This is a genomic window from Pseudomonas sp. BN414 (genome assembly GCF_029871275.1).
Classification (GTDB): Bacteria; Pseudomonadota; Gammaproteobacteria; order Pseudomonadales; family Pseudomonadaceae; genus Metapseudomonas; species Metapseudomonas resinovorans_C.
Genome location: NZ_SSOL01000052.1, coordinates 1 through 21,179, shown reverse-complemented (window position 1 = coordinate 21,179; position 21,179 = coordinate 1). Strand labels below are relative to the sequence as shown.

Here is a 21,179-nt window from a genome sequence, read left to right as displayed (position 1 = left end):
TGAGTGCTCGCTGCAAGTGCAATAGAAGATGTTGCGCTTTGATCTGGTGCATTTTGTTAGGGGGGAAACAATAAAAATCTATCAAAAACACACAGAAAAAGTCGTTTGCGACAGTTTTTCTCATGGCCAATGATGGTGTCCAGTCTCACCAGCCATAAGGAAAAACAATGACAAACTCCAGGCTCGGCATGCTCTTCGTTGCAGCTGATATAAATTCGGCCGATGAAGATGATTTCAATAAGTGGTACGACCACGAACACGTTGAGGAACGTGTCCGGATGGGCGGTGTACGAAGTGCCGCACGTTATGTTTCCGTCGCAGGCGGTCCAAAGTATCTAGCGCTTTACTGGGCCGATTCGATCGCTGTGTTTGCGGGCGGGGCCTATTCCCAAGCATTCGTAAACCAGACTCCATGGTCCATCAAAACCATGAGCAAGATGCTTGCCCCGCGTCGGCGCGTGGGCACCGTGATCGCCCATCGTGGACAGGGTAGTGGCGGTTGGGTGGCGGTGCTTCCGTTGAATAAGGAAGATGATCTGAATGCACTCGAAGCGGCAGGTCTTAGTGTTGCCGAGAAGCTTTCAGAAGATATTGCATTTGTTCAGTCCTACATAATTATTCCAAATGAAGAATTGAGTCGACCGCTTCCGCTTGAGGATATTTCGACTCGAACCATACAGCCAATTCTTGTTATCGAAAGTAGAACTTCAGATTCAAGTTCGGCCGCCTTGGATATAGCTGCCAATCTGCTGGGCGTGAAGGGAGCCAACGCCGCACGCTATCAACTCAATTGGAAGCTTAATTCCGAGGAACTACGCTAATGAGCAATATTTCGATTCCAGTGGTCGATGCTGACGTGCCTCGCGCCCCTGAACACAACTCCAAAGCGAACATGAAGCGGCTGGCAGCTGCCAGTTCGATCGGCACGACCCTCGAGTGGTACGACTTCACGGTCTACAACCTGATGGCGGCACTGGTATTCAACGTCATTTTCTTCCCGTCCTTCGATCCGCTGTCCGGCACTATCATCGCGTTCTCGACCTATGCCGTTGGATACATCTCCCGGCCGTTGGGGGGAATCCTTTTTGGCAGCCTTGGCGACAAACTGGGGCGTCGCTGGGTACTGGCAGCCACCCTTATCCTGATGGGGGTGGCGACCGGGTTGATGGGCGTGCTGCCTACCTACGAAAACCTGGGCATCTGGAGTCCGATCCTGTTGGTCGCATTGCGCTTCCTCCAGGGCGCCGCCATCGGTGGCGAATGGGCGGGGGCGGTTCTGCTCTCCATGGAGCATGGCAAGCCTCACCAGCGTGGTCGAAACGCGTCGTTCACCCAGGTGGGTCCGGCTTGCGGCACCCTGCTTGGTGCCGGATTCATCGCGATCATTACCTTCGCCATGACGCCTGAGGCCTTTCAGGACTGGGGCTGGCGAATTCCGTTCCTGTCCAGCGTGCTGCTGGTGATCCTGGGTTTCTGGTTGCGCCGTGGTGTCGCCGAGACGCCCGTTTTTAAAGCACTTGAAGAGAAAGACGTGAAGGCCCAGGCGCCGATTCGTCAGGTCTTCGCCCAGCATTGGCGCCGCCTGCTCATCGCCGGAGGCGTGCGCATCGGTTCCGATATCGTCTATGCGCTGCTGAGTGTCTTCAGCCTCACTTACGTGACCACCGTGCTGCAGCTGCCTCGCTCGCTAGCCCTTACCGCGACCATCATCGGCTGCGTCTTCCATGCGATCTGCGTACCGATCTTCGGCATCCTCTCGGACAAGCTGGGTCGACGCCCCGTGTATGGCACTGGTGCCGTTCTCTCGGCGATCTGGGGCTTCGTCTTCTTCGGTCTGATGGACACCTCTTCACCCTTGCTGATCTGCGTTGCCGTGGTGGTAGGCATGATCTTCCAGGCGATGATGTTCGGTCCCCAGGCCGCCTTTGTGACCGAGCAATTCCCCACACGGGTGCGCTATGCCGGATCGTCGCTCGCCTACACCCTGGCCGGCGTAATCGGTGCCGGCCTGGCGCCTCTGATCATCACGGGTCTGTTCAAGGCCTATGAATCCTCCTTCGCCGTCAGTCTCTACGTAGGCGCCGGCCTGCTGGTAACGCTGATTGCCCTGGCTATCGCTCGCGAAACCGCCGGGAAGCCGCTGGAAGAGTGATGCCGCTACCGCGAGCTAGGCGTGTCTCGTGGTCCCACGGGGTTTGAATTCACTGTTTCCTGGATGCTTGCAAATGAACTCATTGAATCAATGCACGACTCTGCTGAGAGCGGTGCCGGTCATCAGTCATGCCGGTCTGGGGGCAATGCTGGTGAATGTGGCGGATGGCGCCTTCGACCTGACGCTGCAGTATCAGGTCTGGGCGATGGCGCGGAAGCTGATGGAGCGGCGTAGCGAGGGAATCGACGAGGTCGTACCTGGCGTCAACAATCTTCTGGTCATGTTCGATCCCCTGACTCTGCACCCTCGGGATGCGGAACGCCTGCTCCTCGACTGCTGGAGCAATGCGGATGGCGCCGGCATCCAGGGCCGGGAGATTGAGATTCCAGTGATCTATGGTGGCGCCGCGGGTGAGGACCTGCCCTGGCTCGCGCAATCGGCCGGGCTGGACATCGCGAACTGGGTCGGAATCCATGCCCAAGCATCCTATAGCGTCGCCTGCGTCGGTTCGATGCCTGGCTTCGCCTATCTCGCAGGGCTATCGGAGGACCTGGCAACGCCACGGCGGGCGACGCCTCGCATGAGTCTGCCCAAGGGCTCGGTGATCATTGGCGGGGAGCAGGCTGGGGTAATGCCGTGCACAGCACCTTCCGGGTGGCACGTGGTAGGGCGCACCGAGGTGGACCTGTTCGATCCATCGCGCGAGCAACCCTGCCTGCTGATGCCGGGTGATCGGGTGCGTTTCGTCTGCCGGGGGATCGAAGCATGATCAGAATTCTTTCCTCTGGCGCGCTCAACCTGGTTCAGGACCTGGGACGCAGGCACTGCCTCAGCCAGGGTGTGAGTCGCAGCGGTGCCATGGACGGTCCGGCGCTGGGCATGGCGAATCGCCTGGTTGGCAATGACGATAACGCAGCGGGTATCGAAGTCAGCATCTTTCCCTTCCGCATAAGCGTGGACGCGGACACGAGCATCGCCTGTACCGGTTGTCAGGCCCCGCTGACGCTTGACGGTTGTCCGGTTCCGGCATGGTCGCGAATCGAAGTCAAGGCGGGTCAGGTGCTGATGCTGGAGCGTCCGCTGTTGGGAGTGCGGGCCTACCTGGCATTTGCCGGTGGCCTGGATGTGGCTCCGGTGATGGGGTCCCGATCGACCGACCTGAAAGGCGGTTTCGGAGGGCACGAGGGGCGTGGCCTGAAACGCGACGATTTGCTTCAGGTGCTGCCGCCGGCAGAAGCGGGGGGGCCGATCGGCATCGCGCCTGCTGAACGTCTCGCGTACTGGACCAGCCTGGCGGCGGGGTGCGTGGAGGTGAGGGTCCTGCCAGCAGCGGAGCACTCACAGTTCAACGAGGCAGCCCACGAGTCCTTCTACGGCACCGATTACAAGATCACCGCACAGGCCAACCGCGTGGGATATCGGCTCGAAGGCCAGCCACTGGAAATGGTGCGCGCCGTCGAACTGCTTTCCCACGGCATCTCGCCGGGAACCGTGCAGGTTCCCCCGGCGGGACAGCCAATCATCCAGATGGCGGAAGCCAATACCTGCGGCGGTTACCCGAAGATCGCCACCGTCGTTGAAGCCGACTTGTGGCGCTTGGCTCAGGCGCCGTCGGGGTGCTCGGTGCGCTTTCGCCAAGTCGAGGTCGACGAGGCCCTCGACCTGCATCGCGACCAACTGGCATCTCGCGCGCACTTGTACGAACGCATGCAGCGGGCCATGGCGCCCGCCGCAGGACAACGCTGATCAGACGATAACAAGAGAATTTCCTAGATGAACGCAAAGACCTTATCGATCGACCTCAACTCCGACATGGGTGAAGGCTTCGGCGCGTGGCGCATGGGCGATGACCAGGCAATTCTGGATATTGTCAGCTCGGCCAACGTCGCCTGTGGCTTCCACGCCGGCGATCCGGAAATCATGGCTCAGACCTTCGCCGAGGCAAAAAAACGCGGTGTAGCCGTGGGGGCTCATCCTGGTTACCCGGACCTCTGGGGGTTTGGCCGCAGGGTCATTCCATACAGCCCGGGCGAGATTGAACGCTTCGTCGCCTATCAGGTCGGTGCGGCAGCTGCGTTGTCCGCCTATGCGGGGAATCCGATTAAATACGTCAAGGCGCATGGTGCGCTGGGCAACCTCACGCAAACCGATGCAGAGGTTGCCAAGGCCATCGTTCGGGCGGTCAAGGCCGTTGATCCCAATCTCATCTGCGTCACCTTCGCCGGCGGTCTGCTGATCCCCATCGCCCATGACCTGGGCATGCGCACCCGGGCGGAGGTGTTCGCCGATCGCGCCTACACGGAGGAAGGCCACCTGGTTCATCGCAAGGAGGCGGGAGCGGTGCTGCATGACGCGGAGTTCGCGGCGGCGCGCATGCTGCGCATGGTACAGGCCGGTGGCATCGAAACCCGCAGTGGGCGAATGCTGCCGGTTCACATCGACACCATCTGCGTCCACAGCGATACGCCCGGCGCCATCGAGATGGCGGCCCAGGTCCGTCGCACGCTCGAGGCGGCGGGTGTCCTCATCAAGCCTTTCAGCTGACGGGGTGGAAGATGAATCAGCAACTACTGGATCAGTTGATCCGACTGCTCGAGTCGTCGTCGCTGTCAGAGATCGAGCACCAGTGCGAGGGCGAGAGAATCCGTCTGGTCAAAGGCTCCAGGGCAGAAGCCCTGCCGTCCGCAGCCGGCCGACCTGCGGCCACCGCCGCAGCGCCCGAGATTTCCAACGCGCAAGCGGCCGCCCATGCCATCAGCTCCAGCCTTGTCGGCCTGTTCTACGCCGCGTCGGCACCCGGCGAAGCGCCGTTTGTGCAGGTGGGCGACGAGGTCCGGGAAGGTCAACCGCTTGGAATCATCGAAGCCATGAAAATGCTCAATCTGATCGAGGCCGACCGTGACGGCAGGATCGTCCGCATCTGCGTTGAGGACGGTATCGCGGTTGAAGCCGGCACCGTGCTATTCGAAATCGCCCCTCTGGGAGAGTCCGATGTTTGATTCTGTGCTGATTGCCAACCGGGGTGAGATCGCTTTGCGCATCCTGCGTGCTTGCCGCAGCCTGGGGCTGCGCACAATCGCCGTGTACTCACAGGCCGACGCCAACCTGCGGCACGTGGCGCTGTCGGACGAGTCCCTGTGCGTCGGTCCAGCGTCCGCAGGGCGCAGTTATCTCAACCAGGAAGAAATCATCAACGCCGCCCGATTGACCGGCGCTGGTGCCATCCACCCGGGTTACGGGTTCCTCTCCGAGCGTGCCAGCTTCGCCCAGGCCGTGGAGGAAGCCGGACTGGTATTCATCGGGCCGGAATCGCGCGCTATCCGCCTGATGGGGGACAAGGTCAGTGCCAAGCGCGCCATGATCGAGGCCGGCGTGCCCTGCGTACCTGGCTCCAGTGGAGAGTTGCCGTACGACATCGAGGCAGTGAGCGAAATCGCCCTGGACATCGGCTATCCGGTGATCGTCAAGGCCGCCGGAGGTGGCGGCGGACGGGGTATGCGCATAGTCCGCCACGAGCGCGAGCTGGCCCAGGCCGTCGCCATGACCCGAGAAGAGGCGGGGAGGGCGTTCGGCAACCCAAGCCTGTACATGGAGAAGTTCCTGGAGAATCCGCGGCATGTCGAGATCCAGGTACTGGCCGACACTCAAGGCAACGCCGTATGGCTGGGAGAGCGCGACTGTTCGATGCAGCGTCGCCACCAGAAAGTGATCGAGGAGTCGCCCGCACCCGGAATCGACCGGGAGGTCATTGTTGAAATCGGTGAGCGCTGTGCAGCGGCGTGTCGCCATATCGGTTACCGGGGTGCAGGGACCTTCGAGTTCCTCTACGAGGATGGTCGCTTCTACTTCATCGAAATGAACACCCGTATCCAGGTGGAGCACCCCGTCACCGAGCTGGTTACCGGTATCGACCTGGTCGCCGAGCAGTTGCGTATCGCCCGAGGGGAGCCCTTGTCGTTTCGGCAGAAGGACGTCCAGGTACGTGGCCACGCCATCGAATGCCGCATCAATGCCGAGCATCCCTGGACGTTCACGCCCGCTCCCGGCAAGGTCAATCAATGGATCGCGCCGGGCGGTCCGGGCGTCCGTGTCGAATCACATTTGTACTCGGGCTATGTCATCCCGCCGCACTACGACTCATTGGTGGCCAAGCTCCTGACCCATGCGCCTTCCCGCGAAGAAGCTATTGCGCGTATGCGCGTCGCGTTGGGGGAGACGGTGCTTGACGGAGTCGACTGCACAATCCCGCTTCATCGAAAGCTGATGGACGACCCGGCATTCAAGCTTGGCGGTTCCAATATCCACCACCTCGAATCGCTGTTTGAACAAGGATTCGGGCCGAACGAGGAGAGCCGCGTATGAACTTCGAGACCATTGAGAACCTCGTTCGCCGGCTCGAGGGCAGCTCTATCGTCGAGTGCGAGTACGAAAACGGTACGAGTTCGGTCCTCCTCCAGTTCGCCCCTACCGCTCAGGCTGTGGCGCCTTGCTCTGACCCGTCGCCCGTCACTCCGGAGCCGGCCGCACTCACCATCGACTCGCCCGCTGTTGGGCGCTTCTTCGCCCGGCATCCGCTGGACGCAAATCCATTGGTGGCTACCGGCGACAGAGTCAAGCAGGGGCAACAGGTTGGGTTTATCGAGGTCGTCGAGGTGCTCAGGCCCGTAAACGCTCCCTGTGATGGTTGGCTGGGGGCGGCGCAATTAGCGGATGGTGCGCTTGCGGGTTACGGCACGGCACTCTTTGCCCTGGTACCCGCCGAGAGCTGATCTCCCTCGTGTCGCCAACCGGCATGCCGGCGAATAAACAAGAAAACAGGTTGCGCAGGGCAAGGGGCCGGTTACAGCTGGGCTCTACCTGCAAGGGAGGCGTGATCAGCGGTCGCTGAGTCGCTGCTGCGCCTCCTGGTTCAACTGCCTCGTCCTACAAAAATACCTATTGGCAGGTTCATGACTATGCGCAGATCCAAATTTGCTGCAGGTGCTTTCCTTTGCGTTTCTTTCACGGGCGTGATGTCCGCAGGCCAATCGGCGCACGCCGATCTGGTGGCCGACAGTCAGGCAACCCTGGAAATGCGAAATTTCTACTTTGACCGGGATTTCCGACAACCCGGTGGCAGCCTGTCCAATGGCCAGAGCCAAGCCCGGGAGTGGGGGCAGGGTTTCATCCTGCGGATGCAGTCAGGCTACACCGAGGGGACGGTGGGCTTTGGCATCGACGCCATCGGCATGCTGGGCGTCAAGCTGGACTCCGCGACAGAGCGCAGTGGCACGGGCTTGTTTCCGTCCGAGTCAGATGGTTCTTCAGTGGACGATTACAGCAAGCTGGGCGTGGCCGCCAAGGCACGGGCTTCACAAACAACTGTGAGTGCAGGTGCCCTGATGTTTCGCAAGCCGGTGCTGCAAGCATCCGATTCGCGACTGCTGCCGCAGATGTTTCGGGGCGCCTTGCTGGAGTCCCGGGAGATCGACGGGCTTTCCTTGCAAGCTGCGAGAGTGACCCGCTACATGGGGCTGGATTCCAGCAACTGGGATCGACTGACCAGCCGATTTGGCGGCAAGAGCGACAAGTTCATCTTGATGGGCGGCGACTACAGCCTGAGCACCACCTCCACGATGGGACTTCATTACGGTGAACTCGATGGGGTTTATCGTCAGGTGGTAGGTACTTTCGTGGGTACGTTGAACCTGGGTGGCGACCAGTCGATCAAGACCGATGTCCGTCTGGCAAAAGGGGATGAGGCAGACGACTTCAGACCGATCGACAACAAGGCAGTCGGTGTCATGTCGACCTACAGGATAGGTGGCCATTCATTCGGTGTGGGCTATCAGAAAATGATCGGCGACGATGCCTATCCCTATGTTCTGAACACGGACCCTTATCTGGTCAACTTCATTCAGATCCTGCAGTTCTCCAATGCCGGTGAGCGCTCCGTGCAGCTACGCTACGACTTCGATTTCGCCAGCATGGGCGTGCCGGGGCTCAGCTTCATGACGCGCTACGTAAAGGGTGACAGGGTTGACCTGCCCAGCGGTGATGAAGGGCGCGAATGGGAGCGCAATACCGATATCGCCTATGTTATCCAGAGCGGCTATTTCAGAAGCCTGGCTTTCAAATGGCGTAACGCGACGGTGCGCTCCAGCTTCGGCAATGACATCGACGAGAACCGGATCATCGTCAGCTATCCGCTGAACCTGTTCTGAGTAGTTGATCGCATGGCGCCGGTACTTCCACAGGTGTAGTCCTGTCCAGGTGGAAGGCCGCGCCTTAGAATCGAAACCTGATCAAAAGATGCGTCTCTGCGCTGGAGGCAAGATGAACACCCGGTTTGTAGAGGCGTTTCTGCAAGTCGCCAGGCTCAAGAGTTTCAGAGCGGCGGCAGATCATCTACATCTGACCCAGGCTGCGATTTCCAACAGGATCGCCTCGTTGGAACTCGACATGGGGGCACGTCTGTTCGATCGCGAATCACGGGAGTTGAAATTGACGCCGGTGGGCATCCGCTTGCTTGACTACAGCGAGCGGATGCTGGAACTGGAGCAGGAGATCCTGCTACTCGGGCGACAAGGTAATGAACTGCTTGGGCTCGTCCGCATTGGTGCTGTCGACAGTGTGGTTCACACATGGCTCATCGGCTTCCTGCAGAGCCTGCAAAAAACCTATCCAGGCATCGAAGTTCAATTAACCTCCGAGACCAGCGCCGGCGTGTACAAGGCGCTTCGCGAGGGGACAATCGATATCGCCCTGCAGACTCACTCGATCGAAGGCGAGGGCATCACCAGCATTCCTTGCCTTTCCATCGCCACCGGCTGGATCGCGACCAACAGCTGCCGCATCAGCGAGCAGGAGCCTCTGCTCGATCTGCTCCGATTGCCCGTGGTCACCATGAGCCATGGCTCGCAGCCACACCACGCATTGCGAGAGCTGTACCGGCGAGTCGGATTACCAGTCGGCAAGATCCATCATGTCAGTTCGATCTCTGCCCTTGTCCAACTGGTACAGGCAGGATTCGGCAATGCTCTGCTGCCGCTGGCTCCGGCTCGCTCCGCTATCGAAAGCGGCTTGGTGAAGACCGTCGATTGCAAGGTGGCGCTTCCCAATCAGCCGTTGGTTGTGAGTTACAGCGAAACGCATTCATCGGAGGCTATTCGCGTCGTAGCGGAGCTTGCATGTAGAGAGTGCGACACCTTTGTTCGCGCACTTCCGCGGCTTTATTCCGCAATCTAGCAATGGTGAATACGGATTGGCATTGCCGGTTCGGCATAGCTAATAGAACGAGATTCGAATTATTCCCTCAGATTCCTTGCGTTAGCCTGAGGCTCCATTCCTTGTGCCTGAATGGGGCGTTTCGGGCGCAGCGCGAAGTATGGTTAAAGCCCTCCCCGGTTCAATGAATAGTCCTCAGTCGCGACCTGCAACCACTCACATCGCTTTCCTCGGAGTCGCCCAGATACTGGTTTGGGGCGGCTCTTTTTTCCTCATGGCCGTGCTTGCCGATCCCGTGGTGGCGGACACGGGCTGGCCGCGGGAATGGGTGTACGGGGCACTTTCCGTAGGCATCCTAGTGTCCGGGGTGCTGGCACCCGGCGCCAGTCGCCTGATTTCCCGCTTTGGCGGTCGGACGATGCTGGCGTGCAGCGGCTGGATCATCGGCGCGGGACTGGTGCTGGTTGCGCTGTCACCGAGTCTGCCCGTCTTCATCCTGGCCTGGTCGGTCATTGGCCTGGGCATGACGGCCGGTCTGTACGAGGCCCTGTTCGCCAGCCTTGGGCACCTCTACGGCAGCCAGGCGCGGAACGCGATCATCGGCGTGACGCTTGTCGCCGGTCTCAGCACCACCATCACCTGGCCGCTTGTGGCGGCGCTGATTGAGCACCTGGGCTGGCGCCTGACTTGCCTGGTGTATGCGGGCGTATTGGCCGTCAGTATCTGGCCGCTGTCCATGGCTGGGCTGCCCGGTAGCCAGCAATTGCCTGTACCTCCCCAGGAGGAGAGTCGTATCGGTCGGGCGTCACAGCCACGGCTGTTCTACCTGATCATGCTGATTTTCTCCCTGGGGGCGACCATCATGACGGCCATGTCGGTTCACCTGCTGGCTCTGCTCCAGGGCAATGGCTACTCCCTAGCGACGGCCATTGGTTTCAGCGCCATCATCGGGCCTTGCCAGGTGCTGGCACGTATCCTCGACATCCTCAGTCGAAACTCCAATGCCGCGCGCTCCACTCTGGTCTCGGGCTTGCTGACTGCCGTGGGTCTGCTGCTGGTTGCACTGGCGCCGCAGGTGGTATTGCTGGGGATTCTGCTCTATGGCGTGGGCAATGGCCTCCGGGCGCTGGTGCGCGGGACCTTGCCCCTGATGATCTGGAGCGCCGCCGAGTACCCATTGGTGATGGGCAGGATGGCGCGACCCGCACTACTGTGCCAGGCCGCGACGCCGTTTCTGGGTGGGTATCTGATGGAGCTGGTGGGGGCGAGGTATACGCTCTACTGCCTGTGCGGTATCGCGACTCTCAATGCTGGCTTGGTGGTGCTGCTCTGGTTCGAACTGAAGCGTTGGTCAGCTCGATGAAGTTCCCAAGCACGGGCTGGTGAACACCCAGCCAAGCCCGAGTCATTGTGTATAGACGAACTCCGACAAGGACTTAACCTCAGGCTCCATCGCTAGCCATTCCCGGAGCAGTGTGGTGGTGCGTTCCGGCTCCTCCAGTGGCGGTAGGTGCCCGCAGTCCGGAAGAATCTCCAGGCGTGATCCTGCGATCCCGTCGTGAATCGTTCGGGCTTCTCGAACCGGCGTGAGCTGGTCATCGGCGCCCACCATCACCAGCGTCGGGACCTTGATCTCGGACAGCAACGGAATGGAATCCGGACGATCCAGTATCGCCTGCTGCTGACGAATGAATCCGTCCTTGCCCACTGCCACCGCCATCTCCTGCACGATGCGGGAGACATGGCTATTTAACCAACGAGCATGAATCAGTCGCGGTAGAAGCTGTGGACTAACGCCGATGAAACGGCCGCGGTTTGCCAGTTCCAGTAGGCCTCGGCGAGTCGCTGCACGCTCTACGGAGTCCAGGCTGGCCGTGGTGTCCAGTAATGCCAGGCGCAGCACACGCTCCGGCGCCTGGCGAATGATTTCGAAAGCTACGTAGCCACCCATGGACAAGGCTGCCAGCGAGAAACGGGGAGGGGCCTTGTCCAGTACGCGGCGTGCCATGGAGGGGATGCTGTCGTCCTGGGTCAGGTCGGCGACATGCACCTCGCATTGGTCGGACAGCGCTTCAGCCTGCTGTGCCCAGAGGCGTTCGTCGTTTAGAAGGCCCGGCAGCATCACCAAGGAGTTGGAAGTCTGGTCCATGGGAGTCTCGAAGAATTGACGAGGTCAGGGGAGAAAACTCGATCGGTGGTCGGGCTAGTCAAAGCATATGGCCTGCCCAGATCTTGCGAGCCACCAAATCGGCGGTGATCTCGACAAAGGAATCGCCAACGAACTTGGCTGCCGGGCTTACACGCCGGTCGGCCGGGTAAACGAGTACCAACTTGCGCATGGGTTCCGGGTCGATGAGCGGAGCGGCGGTCAGGGTGCCGTTCTGCACCTGGGCGTAGATTGGCGCAAGGGGGAGGAAGGTCAGGCCGAAGCCATTCTTCACCAGGTCGATCATCGCGCCGAAGGAGTCGGCTTCGACATTGCACAGAAGCTTCACGTCGGCCTGTCGCGCACACGCTTCGACAATGCTGCGAAGCCCGTGGCGCTGGCTTGGAACCACTACGTGCCGCTCACCGATATCGGTGAAGCGCACAGGGCTATCCAGACGCAAGCCTGCGTCTGGCGGCCCCACCAGCATGAGGTTCTCCATCAGCACCGGCTGAATGCGTAATGTGTGCAACGGCTGCGGGTCATAGGAGAACGCCATGTCCAGTTCACCACGCTGCAGCCAGTCCAGCAGATAGCCACTGAAGGCCGAGGAGAAACGTACTACCAGGTGCGGGTGATCATCACGGACCTTGCGTACCAGCGGCACGGTTACGATTTCCGCCACCGTCGGGGTGGTGCCGATGGTGACTGAGCCTCGATAAGACGATCGACCACCAGCCGTGGTGACGCGAATGGATTCCAGTTCTTCGAGAATGCGCGATGCGTGAGCTATCACTTCACGGCCGATATCGGTCACCACCATGCCGCGTCCGTGTCGCTCGAACAGGTAGGTGCCAAGTTCCTGTTCCAGGTTGCGGATCTGTCGGCTGAGGGCGGGCTGGGCGATATGCAGGCGGTCGGCGGCCTTGCTGAGGCTGCCCAGTTCGGCAACGTGGATCAGGGTCTTCAGCTGAACGATATCCATCGACTAACCATAGGTAAAAGGCAGTGGAAGTGTTGGCCGCTACGAGCTCGGCCGGTACTGAAGTGTACTGTCATTCATCCCCGGGCAAACCCCGTCTCCTTGTCGCCCGTACCGTCGAAGGTAGCCGCGAATGCGCGTGGGACGGGCCTTTGCAGACGAGCGATAACATTTGGGCATAACTGATAGATGCTCGCCCTGACTTATTCGTCGGGCCAGGCTGGAGTAGCGTTTAACCCTGAACTTCAGCCGCTCGAACGAAGACGGCGCCAAGACAACAATAAAAGTTCCGAGGGCCTGCCCATGATCCGCTCCACCGCGCCTTACACCGAACCCACCGTTCGATTCGTTTCTCTCTTCGCCACTCCCAACCTGCATCCTCCGGCCGCGTAACCGGCTGCCTTGCGTTTGCCGAGCTCCCGCTGATTCGCGCATCCGCCTGCAACCCTGCAATCAAACTCCCCCAGCGCGCCCTCGTGGTCGACGCCCAGTTCCTGTTCGCCTCGAAGAAAGGACAACAACAATGACCTCATCCGCTTCCGAGCAACTGCACGCCTCCAACGATCCCAGCTCAAAGTCGGCACCCAGTCGTGCCCGGTCCATTCTCGGTGCCTGCTCCGGCAACCTGGTTGAGTGGTACGACTTCTTCATCTACGCCTACCTCTCCATCTACTTTGCAGCTTCCTTCTTCCCCAAGGGCGACCAGACTACGCAATTGCTGGCCACAGCCGGCGTATTCGCCGTTGGCTTTTTTATGCGTCCTCTGGGGGGCTGGTTGTTCGGCTGGATCGCCGACACCCGTGGACGCAAGATCTCGATGATCATCTCGGTGTTCATGATGTGCGCCGGCTCCCTGCTCATTGCGTTGATGCCGACCTACGAGACCATTGGTATGGCCGCGCCGGTCATGCTCTTGATCGCACGACTCGTGCAGGGCCTGTCGGTGGGGGCTGAGTACGGCACCGGCGCTACGTACATCAGTGAAATGGCCACTGCCGGACGCCGTGGATTCTTCGGTTCCTTCCAATACTTCACCATCATCGCCGGGCAGATCCTGGCGCTGCTGACCGTGGTGATCCTGCAGCAGACACTGAGCAAGGAAGAGCTGACCGAATGGGGCTGGCGCATTCCGTTCTTCATTGGCGCCCTCAGCGCCATCGTGGTCGTCTACCTGCGCCGGGCCATGCACGAAAGCGTTTCGAAGAAGGACATGCACCAGAAGGAAGCCGGCTCCCTCAAGGGCTTATTCAAGCACAAGCGTGCGGTGGCCCTGGTCATCGCCTTCACCATTGGTGGGTCACTGTACTTCTACACCTTCACCACCTACATGCAGAAGTTCCTGGTGATTTCCGTGGGACTGCCGGCGGAGACGGTGAGTATCGTCATGACCGCCGCACTGGTGTGTTTCATGTGCTGCCAGCCGTTCTTCGGCATGCTGGCCGACCGGCTGGGCGTCAAGACCCACATGCTCCTGTTTTCTGGCCTTGCCATGTGCCTGGTGGTGCCCCTGTTGTTCGCTCTGCGCTCGGTAGGAGGTCCGGTTGCTGCTTTCCTGCTGGTGTTCACCGGCCTCGCAATCGCCTCCTTCTACACGCCGATTTCCGGTCTGGTTAAGGCCGAGATGTTCCCCGCATCCATTCGCGCCCTAGGCGTAGGTTTCCCTTACGCCATCGGCAACGCCCTGTTCGGCGGCACTGCCGAGTACGTGGCGCTGTCGTTCCGCTCACAGGGGATGGAAACCTATTTCTTCTTCTATGTCGCCTGCGTACTGGCAGTGACCTTCATCGCCGCGCTGCTGATGCCCAACCTGACCCGCTACGGATACCTCGATGGCTCCGGTGAGATCGAGCAGCGGACCGGTTTCAAGCGGGCTGCAGGCCTTTCCGGAGCTCACCCGTGAGCTATGCCGAACAGGCATATCTCAATGACGGAAACGGTAGTCGTCCTCGGTCGGCAACCCGCTCAGAATCTGAAAAAAGCACGGGGCATCAAGCCCTTGGAGAAGAAAGGTATGACAACTCAGGAAGCAGCTATCAACGCTGAAATCGACTGGCAGGTCGACGTGTTCAAGGTGCTCAAGGCGCACGACGTGAAGCACGTGGTGTACGTACCGGACGCTGGTCACTCCGCGGCCATCCGCATGTCGATTGCCGACTCGGACATCCATGACGTGGTGCTGACCACCGAGGAAGAGGGCATTGGCTACCTGGCCGGCGCCTGGCTGGGCGGCGAACGCGGTGCGCTGCTGATGCAATCAAGCGGTGTCGGCAACTGCATCAACAACCTGGCCCTGCAGGTGTGTGCGCGCTTCCCACTGCTGATGGTGGTGACCATGCGCGGTGATTGGGCCGAGTTCAATCCCTGGCAGAACCCTATGGGGCAGGCCACCGAGCGCTCGCTGAACCTGATGGGCGTGATGACCTGGCAGGCCGACGATCCCAAGGACGTGGCGCCGCTGCTGCATGGCGCCGCAACCATGGCATTCAACGGTGATTCCGCAACCGCGCTGCTGCTGGGTCAGCGCCTGATTGGAGAAAAGAAATGGGTCAAGTAAGCGCCAACCACATCCTCGATCGCCGCGAAGTCGTGAAGACCCTGCTGGCGGACCGCAGCGACCTGCTTGTGGTAACCGGCCTGGGCTCGGCTTCCTACGACGTGATGGCCGCCGGCGACCACGACAACAACTACTACCTCTGGGCTGCAATGGGCAGTGCTGCGATGGTCGGCCTGGGCATCGCCAAAGCGCAGCCAGACAAGTCCGTGGTCGTCGTGACCGGTGACGGCGAAATGCTCATGGGCTTCGGCTCCCTGGCCACCATTGCCCTGCAGAAACCGGCCAACCTCACCATCGTGGTCCTGGACAACGGTCACTTTGGCGAGACCGGCATGCAAGTTAGCCACGCCGGCCACGGTATTGCTCTGGATCAAGTAGCAAAGACCTGTGGCTTTGGCTGGACCGACGAAATTCGTGACATGGAAGGCGTACACCACCTGCGCGACCAGATCGGCGCCCGCAACGCCGGCGTCAAGCTGGCCACTGTGAAGATCAAGGCGGAGAACCCGCCGCGCGTACTGCCTCCGCGTGATGGCAGCTACATCAAGAACCGCTTCCGTGCGGCCCTTGGCTTCCAGCCCATCTGATCGCTGAGAGATGTCCTCCATGTCGAACCTTGAGCGCTTCCAGAACCTGGTCGATGGCCAGTCTCGTCCCAGCATTACCGGGCGTTGGCTGCAGACCGCCAATCCTTTCACCGGTGCCGATTGGGCCGAGGTGCCGCAGTGCGGTGCTGAAGACGCAGTGCAGGCTATCGAAGCCGCTCACCGCGCGTTCACCAGCGGCCCCTGGCCGAAACTGTCGGCAACGGCGCGCGGCAAGCTGCTGCGCCGACTGGGTGACCTCATCGCCCGCGATGCGGAGAAGCTTGCGGCACTCGAGGTGCGTGACAATGGCAAGCTCTACGCTGAGATGCTGGGCCAGCTGCGCTACTTGCCTGAGTGGTTCTATTACTTCGGTGGCCTGGCGGACAAGATCGAAGGCGGTGTATTGCCGAGCGATAAGCCGCAGATCTTTTCCTACACCAAGCGCGAGCCCTTGGGGGTGGTGGTGGCCATCACCCCGTGGAACTCCCCGCTCATGCTGTTGACCTGGAAGCTGGCACCGGCGCTCGCGGCCGGCAACACCGTGGTGATCAAACCGTCCGAGTTCACCTCTTGCTCAACCCTGGCACTGATGGCGTTGTTCAAGGAGGCGGGATTTCCGGACGGTGTGGTCAACACCGTCACGGGTTTCGGCCACGAAGTGGGGCCGGCACTGGTCAGTCACCCGCTGGTAGCCAAGGTCGCCTTCACAGGAGGGGATGCCACCGGCGCTGCTGTCTACGCGCAGGCAGCGAAGCACATCAAGCACGTCACCCTGGAACTGGGTGGTAAGTCCCCGAACATCGTCTTCGCCGACGCCAACATCGAGCACGCGGTAAAAGGCGCTATTTCCGGCATCTTCGCCGCGTCCGGACAAACCTGCATTGCCGGCTCGCGTCTGCTGGTGCAGCGCAGCGTCTATCAGGAAGTGAGCGAGAAAGTGGTGGCCCTGGCGCGCACCGCCCAGCTCGGGAACCCGATGCTGGAAAGCACCCAGGTCGGCCCCATCACCACCCAGCCGCAGCGCGACAAGGTACTGCAGTACATCGATATTGCCCGCGAAGGTGGGGCGGAATGCCTGCTCGGCGGCAAGCGCCCGGAGGCAGCGGAACTGGCCAGTGGTTGGTTCGTGGAGCCGACCATCTTCGCCGACGTGAGCAACCAGATGCGGATTGCGCGCGAGGAAGTCTTCGGCCCCGTGCTCTCGATCATCCCCTTCGATGACGAAGACGAGGCGATCCAGATCGCCAACGACACTCCCTACGGCTTGGCCGCCGGGGTCTGGACCTCGGACATTCGCCGCGCTTTCCGCGTTACCGATCAAGTGCGTGCCGGCACCGTCTGGGTCAACACCTATCGCGCCGTGAGCTTCATGGCGCCGTTCGGTGGCTACAAGCAGAGCGGCATTGGCCGGGAGAACGGCCAGGTCGCGATTGAGGACTACCTGCAGACCAAGAGCGTCTGGGTAAATCTCGCCGATGACGTCCCCAACCCCTTCGTCCTGCGTTGAGGAGAAAACAACAATGAGCACCCGTAACAGCGAAGAGCTAAATGCGATCCGAGAGGGCGTGCGCGCCCTCTGCGCCGAATTCCCCGCCGAATACTGGCGCAAGATCGATGAAGAGAAGGGCTTCCCGGAGGCCTTCGTTACCGCCATGACCGAAGCCGGCTGGCTCTCGGCGATGATCCCGGACGAGTACGGCGGCTCGGGCCTGGGCCTGGCCGAGGCCTCGGTGATCCTTGAGGAAGTGAACCGCTGTGGCGGCAACTCCGGCACCATCCACGGACAGATGTACAACATGTTCACCCTGCTACGGAACGGCAGCGAGGAGCAGAAACGCTATTACCTGCCGAAGCTCGCCAGCGGTGAGCTGCGCCTGCAGTCCATGGGCGTCACCGAGCCCACCACGGGCACCGACACCACCAAGATCAAGACCACCGCCGTGCGCCAGGGTGACAAGTACGTGATCAATGGCCAGAAGGTCTGGATCTCGCGCATCCAGCATTCCGACCTGATGATCCTGTTGGCGCGCACCACGCCGCTGGCCGAGGTGAAGCGCAAATCCGAAGGCATGTCGATTTTCCTAGTGGACCTGCGCGAGGCCATCGGCAACGGTCTGACCGTGCAGCCCATCGCCAACATGGTCAACCACGAGACCAACGAGCTGTTCTTCGACAATCTGGAGATCCCGGCCAGTAGCCTGATCGGCGAAGAGGGCAGGGGCTTCAAGTACATCCTGGACGGCTTGAATGCCGAGCGCACCCTGATCGCCGCCGAGTGCATCGGTGACGGTCGCTGGTTCACCGAAAAGTCCGCCCAGTACGCCCGCGACCGCGTGGTGTTCGGCCGGCCCATCGGGCAGAACCAGGGCGTTCAGTTCCCCATCGCCGAGGCCCATATCGAGATCGAGGCCGCTGACCTGATGCGCTGGCGTGCCTGCGAGGAATATGACGCCGGACTCAATGCCGGCGCGGCGGCCAACATGGCCAAGTACCTGGCCGCCAAAGCCAGTTGGGAGGCGGCCAACGCTTGCCTGCAGACCCATGGTGGCTTCGGTTTCGCCAACGAGTACGACGTTGAGCGCAAGTTCCGCGAAACCCGTCTGTACCAGGTGGCTCCCATCTCCACCAACCTGATCCTGTCCTACGTGGCCGAGCACCTGCTCGAACTGCCGCGTTCGTTCTGACCTGCACGCCGCGTCCCAGAGGGCGCGGCGCCTGATTTCGGGAGCCTGTACATGAGCCAGCTAGCAGCAATGCGCCCCCTCGACGGCATCACGGTGGTCAGTCTGGAACACGCCATCGCCGCGCCGTTCTGCACCCGCCAACTGGCCGATCTGGGTGCGCGCGTGATCAAGGTCGAACGTCCTGGCGTGGGTGACTTCGCCCGCGGCTACGACGAGCGTGTCAACGGCCTGGCATCGCATTTCGTCTGGACCAACCGTTCCAAAGAGAGTCTGACCCTAGACCTGAAACAGGGTCCAGCTCTGGAAGTTCTGGAACGTCTGCTGGAAAAGGCCGATGTGCTGGTGCAGAACCTTGCCCCTGGTGCTGCTGCGCGCATGGGTTTGTCCTTTGAGGCGCTGCACGAACGCTTTCCGCATCTGGTGGTTTGCGATATCTCCGGTTATGGCGAGGGTGGCCCCTATGAGAAGAAGAAGGCCTACGACTTGCTGATCCAGAGCGAGGGAGGCTTTCTCTCGGTGACCGGTGGACCTGGTGAAGACGAGATGGCCAAGGCCGGCTGCTCGATCGCCGATATCGCTGCCGGCATGTATGCCTACTCCGGAATCCTCTCGGCTCTCCTGCTGCGGCAGAAGACAGGGGAGGGCAGTCGGGTGGACGTGTCCATGCTGGAAAGCCTGGTGGAGTGGATGAACTACCCGATGTACTACGCCTACGAAGGCGCGCCACCGCCGCCCCGGGCGGGTGCAGCCCACGCAACCATTTACCCCTACGGCCCGTTTCCGGTGGGCGATGGCAGCAGTGTGATGCTGGGCCTGCAGAATGAGCGCGAATGGCAGGCCTTCTGCGACAAGGTGCTGCTTCAACCCCCGCTCAGCACGGATGAGCGTTTCTGCGCAAACTTCAAACGGGTGGCGAATCGTGCGGACCTGCGCGCCATCATCATCGATGCCTTCGCAACACTCGATTTCGACACGGTAATCGAGCGCCTGGAAGCGGCACAGATCGCCAACGCCCGGGTCAACGACATGCAGGGTGTGTGGGATCACCCCCAACTCAAGGCACGCGACCGCTGGCGAGAGATTGGCAGTCCGGCCGGGCGGATTCCCAGCTTGCTTCCACCGGCTAGCAACAGCGCATTCGAACCTCGCATGGACCCCGTTCCGGCCTTGGGCCAGCACACCGAGGCGCTTCTGACAGAACTGGATGTCCCCGTCGATCGCATTGAGCAGATGCGCCGTGCCGGCATGGTTTGAACGTGCAGATCGCAACCTGACACAGAACAAGAGATTTCCATGAAAGTACTGGTAGCTGTCAAACGAGTGGTCGACTTCAACGTCAAGGTCCGCGTCAAGGCGGACAACTCCGGCGTCGACCTCGCCAACGTGAAAATGGCCCTTAACCCCTTCTGCGAGATTGCCGTGGAAGAGGCCGTGCGCCTGAAAGAACAAGGCATCGCCACGGAAGTGGTGGTGGTGAGCGTGGGCACCAGTGGTGCCCAGGAGCAGCTGCGCACCGCCCTGGCCCTGGGCGCTGACCGCGCCATCCTGGTCGAGTCCAATGACGAGCTGAACTCCCTGGCCGTGGCCAAGCTGCTGAAGGCTGTGGTCGACAAGGAGCAGCCGCAACTGGTCATCCTCGGCAAGCAAGCCATCGATAGCGACAACAACCAGACCGGCCAGATGCTGGGCGCCCTGACCGGCTACGCCCAGGGCACCTTCGCCTCCAAGGTCGAAGTCGCCGGCGACAAGGTCAACGTCACCCGTGAAATCGACGGCGGTCTGCAGACCGTTGCGCTGAACCTGCCGGCGATCGTCACCACTGACCTGCGCCTGAACGAGCCGCGCTACGCGTCGCTGCCGAACATCATGAAAGCCAAGAAGAAGCCGCTGGACGTGGTGACCCCGGATGCCCTGGGCGTTTCCACTGCCTCCACCGCCAAGACCCTGAAAGTCGAAGCGCCGGCCGCCCGCCAGGCCGGTATCAAGGTCAAGTCCGTGGCCGAGCTGGTCGAGAAACTGAAGAACGAAGCGAAGGTGATCTGAGATGGCCGTCCTTGTAATCGCTGAACACTCCAATGCCGCGCTGGCGGCCGCCACCCTCAACACCGTGACCGCCGCTCAGAAGATCGGTGGCGACATCCACGTTCTGGTCGCTGGCCAGGGCGTCGGTGCTGCTGCCGAAGCTGCCGCCAAGGTCGCTGGCGTGTCCAAGGTGCTGGTCGCCGACCACGCTGCCTACGCGCACCAGCTGCCGGAAAACGTCGCTCCGCTGATCGCTGAGCTGGGCAAGGGCTACAGCCACGTGCTGGCGCCCGCCACCACCAACGGCAAGAACTACCTGCCGCGCGTGGCTGCCCTGTTGGACGTCGACCAGATCTCCGAGATCATCGCCGTCGAAAGCGCCGACACCTTCAAGCGTCCGATCTACGCCGGCAACGCCATCGCCACCGTGCAGTCCTCGGCTGCCGTGAAGGTGATCACCGTGCGTTCCACCGGTTTCGACGCTGCTGCCGCCGAAGGCGGTTCCGCTGCTGTTGAAGCTGTGGGCACCGTGTCCGACGCCGGCAAGTCCGCCTTCGTCGGTGAAGAGCTGGCCAAGTCCGACCGTCCGGAACTGACCGCGGCCAAGATCGTCGTCTCCGGCGGCCGTGGCATGCAGAACGGTGAGAACTTCAAGCACCTGTACGCCCTGGCCGACAAGCTGGGCGCTGCCGTGGGTGCGTCCCGTGCCGCTGTCGACGCCGGTTTCGTGCCGAACGACATGCAGGTTGGCCAGACCGGCAAGATCGTTGCCCCGCAGCTGTACATCGCCGTGGGCATCTCCGGTGCCATCCAGCACCTGGCCGGCATGAAGGACTCCAAGGTCAT

21 protein-coding genes are annotated in these 21,179 nt (G+C 61.2%); 19 read left to right on the top strand and 2 right to left on the bottom strand.

Going from position 1 to position 21,179, the window contains the following annotated elements; translation table 11 throughout:
- Positions 1-167 precede the first annotated feature (167 nt).
- The 11 genes from E8E95_RS10325 to E8E95_RS10275 all read left to right on the top strand — a co-directional run bounded on the left by E8E95_RS10325 (position 168) and on the right by E8E95_RS10275 (position 10,721).
- Positions 168-821 carry a DUF4286 family protein gene (locus E8E95_RS10325; protein ID WP_280349750.1) on the top strand — a complete coding sequence of 218 codons (654 nt, stop codon included), beginning with the start codon at positions 168-170 and terminating at the stop codon, positions 819-821.
- Complete coding sequence (locus E8E95_RS10320; protein WP_280349749.1) at positions 821-2,152, top strand: MFS transporter; 1,332 nt, start codon at positions 821-823, stop codon at positions 2,150-2,152. The genes E8E95_RS10325 and E8E95_RS10320 overlap by 1 nt, the downstream gene beginning before the upstream one ends.
- Before the next feature lie 73 nt (positions 2,153-2,225).
- Positions 2,226-2,921 carry a 5-oxoprolinase subunit PxpB gene (pxpB, locus tag E8E95_RS10315; RefSeq protein WP_280349748.1) on the top strand — a complete coding sequence of 232 codons (696 nt, stop codon included), beginning with the start codon at positions 2,226-2,228 and terminating at the stop codon, positions 2,919-2,921.
- Positions 2,918-3,898, top strand: coding sequence for a biotin-dependent carboxyltransferase family protein (locus E8E95_RS10310; protein ID WP_280349747.1), 981 nt, complete (start codon positions 2,918-2,920; stop codon positions 3,896-3,898). Before pxpB ends, E8E95_RS10310 begins: the two co-directional genes overlap by 4 nt.
- A 27-nt stretch (positions 3,899-3,925) precedes the next feature.
- On the top strand, positions 3,926-4,696 hold the full coding sequence (locus E8E95_RS10305; protein ID WP_280349746.1) for a 5-oxoprolinase subunit PxpA: 771 nt from the start codon (positions 3,926-3,928) through the stop codon (positions 4,694-4,696).
- A gap of 11 nt (positions 4,697-4,707) precedes the next feature.
- Positions 4,708-5,151: a biotin/lipoyl-containing protein gene (locus tag E8E95_RS10300; protein WP_280349745.1), complete on the top strand. Its 444-nt coding sequence runs from the start codon at positions 4,708-4,710 to the stop codon at positions 5,149-5,151.
- Complete coding sequence (accC, locus tag E8E95_RS10295) at positions 5,144-6,514, top strand: acetyl-CoA carboxylase biotin carboxylase subunit (protein ID WP_280349744.1); 1,371 nt, start codon at positions 5,144-5,146, stop codon at positions 6,512-6,514. Before E8E95_RS10300 ends, accC begins: the two co-directional genes overlap by 8 nt.
- Positions 6,511-6,921: a biotin/lipoyl-containing protein gene (locus tag E8E95_RS10290; protein WP_280349743.1), complete on the top strand. Its 411-nt coding sequence runs from the start codon at positions 6,511-6,513 to the stop codon at positions 6,919-6,921. The genes accC and E8E95_RS10290 overlap by 4 nt, the downstream gene beginning before the upstream one ends.
- Positions 6,922-7,107: 186 nt before the next feature.
- Positions 7,108-8,355, top strand: a complete 1,248-nt coding sequence (locus tag E8E95_RS10285; RefSeq protein ID WP_280349742.1) for an OprD family porin — start codon at positions 7,108-7,110, stop codon at positions 8,353-8,355.
- A 112-nt stretch (positions 8,356-8,467) separates the two neighbouring features.
- Entirely contained in the window at positions 8,468-9,379 is a 912-nt protein-coding gene (locus E8E95_RS10280) for a LysR family transcriptional regulator (RefSeq protein WP_280349741.1), read from the top strand.
- 139 nt (positions 9,380-9,518) lie between these two features.
- The gene (locus tag E8E95_RS10275; RefSeq protein ID WP_348532577.1) at positions 9,519-10,721 is read left to right on the top strand and encodes an MFS transporter; all 1,203 of its coding nucleotides are present in this window, start codon (positions 9,519-9,521) and stop codon (positions 10,719-10,721) included.
- A gap of 42 nt (positions 10,722-10,763) precedes the next feature.
- Here E8E95_RS10275 and E8E95_RS10270 read toward each other — a convergent pair whose 3' ends face one another.
- Together E8E95_RS10270 and E8E95_RS10265 are read right to left on the bottom strand one after the other, a co-directional pair.
- Positions 10,764-11,507, bottom strand: a complete 744-nt coding sequence (locus E8E95_RS10270) for an alpha/beta fold hydrolase (RefSeq protein ID WP_280349739.1) — start codon at positions 11,505-11,507, stop codon at positions 10,764-10,766.
- Between the two features lie 58 nt (positions 11,508-11,565).
- On the bottom strand, positions 11,566-12,489 hold the full coding sequence (locus E8E95_RS10265; protein WP_280349738.1) for a LysR substrate-binding domain-containing protein: 924 nt from the start codon (positions 12,487-12,489) through the stop codon (positions 11,566-11,568).
- A gap of 520 nt (positions 12,490-13,009) precedes the next feature.
- Here E8E95_RS10265 and E8E95_RS10260 point away from each other — a divergent pair.
- From E8E95_RS10260 to E8E95_RS10225, 8 genes are all read left to right on the top strand, one after another.
- Complete coding sequence (locus E8E95_RS10260) at positions 13,010-14,386, top strand: MFS family transporter (RefSeq protein ID WP_280349737.1); 1,377 nt, start codon at positions 13,010-13,012, stop codon at positions 14,384-14,386.
- Between the two features lie 111 nt (positions 14,387-14,497).
- Positions 14,498-15,040 carry a thiamine pyrophosphate-binding protein gene (locus tag E8E95_RS10255; protein WP_280349736.1) on the top strand — a complete coding sequence of 181 codons (543 nt, stop codon included), beginning with the start codon at positions 14,498-14,500 and terminating at the stop codon, positions 15,038-15,040.
- The gene (locus tag E8E95_RS10250; protein ID WP_280349735.1) at positions 15,028-15,627 is read left to right on the top strand and encodes a thiamine pyrophosphate-dependent enzyme; all 600 of its coding nucleotides are present in this window, start codon (positions 15,028-15,030) and stop codon (positions 15,625-15,627) included. The genes E8E95_RS10255 and E8E95_RS10250 overlap by 13 nt, the downstream gene beginning before the upstream one ends.
- A gap of 19 nt (positions 15,628-15,646) precedes the next feature.
- A complete protein-coding gene (locus E8E95_RS10245) occupies positions 15,647-17,134 on the top strand; it encodes an aldehyde dehydrogenase (protein WP_280349734.1) in 1,488 nt (495 codons plus the stop codon).
- A 13-nt stretch (positions 17,135-17,147) separates the two neighbouring features.
- The gene (locus tag E8E95_RS10240; RefSeq protein WP_280349733.1) at positions 17,148-18,311 is read left to right on the top strand and encodes an acyl-CoA dehydrogenase family protein; all 1,164 of its coding nucleotides are present in this window, start codon (positions 17,148-17,150) and stop codon (positions 18,309-18,311) included.
- 51 nt (positions 18,312-18,362) lie between these two features.
- Positions 18,363-19,565, top strand: coding sequence for a CaiB/BaiF CoA-transferase family protein (locus tag E8E95_RS10235; RefSeq protein WP_280349732.1), 1,203 nt, complete (start codon positions 18,363-18,365; stop codon positions 19,563-19,565).
- Positions 19,566-19,604: 39 nt separating this feature from the next.
- Entirely contained in the window at positions 19,605-20,354 is a 750-nt protein-coding gene (locus E8E95_RS10230) for an electron transfer flavoprotein subunit beta/FixA family protein (protein WP_280349731.1), read from the top strand.
- Position 20,355: 1 nt separating this feature from the next.
- Positions 20,356-21,179 (top strand): FAD-binding protein (locus E8E95_RS10225; RefSeq protein WP_280349730.1); only part of this gene is annotated, 824 nt, incomplete at its 3' end.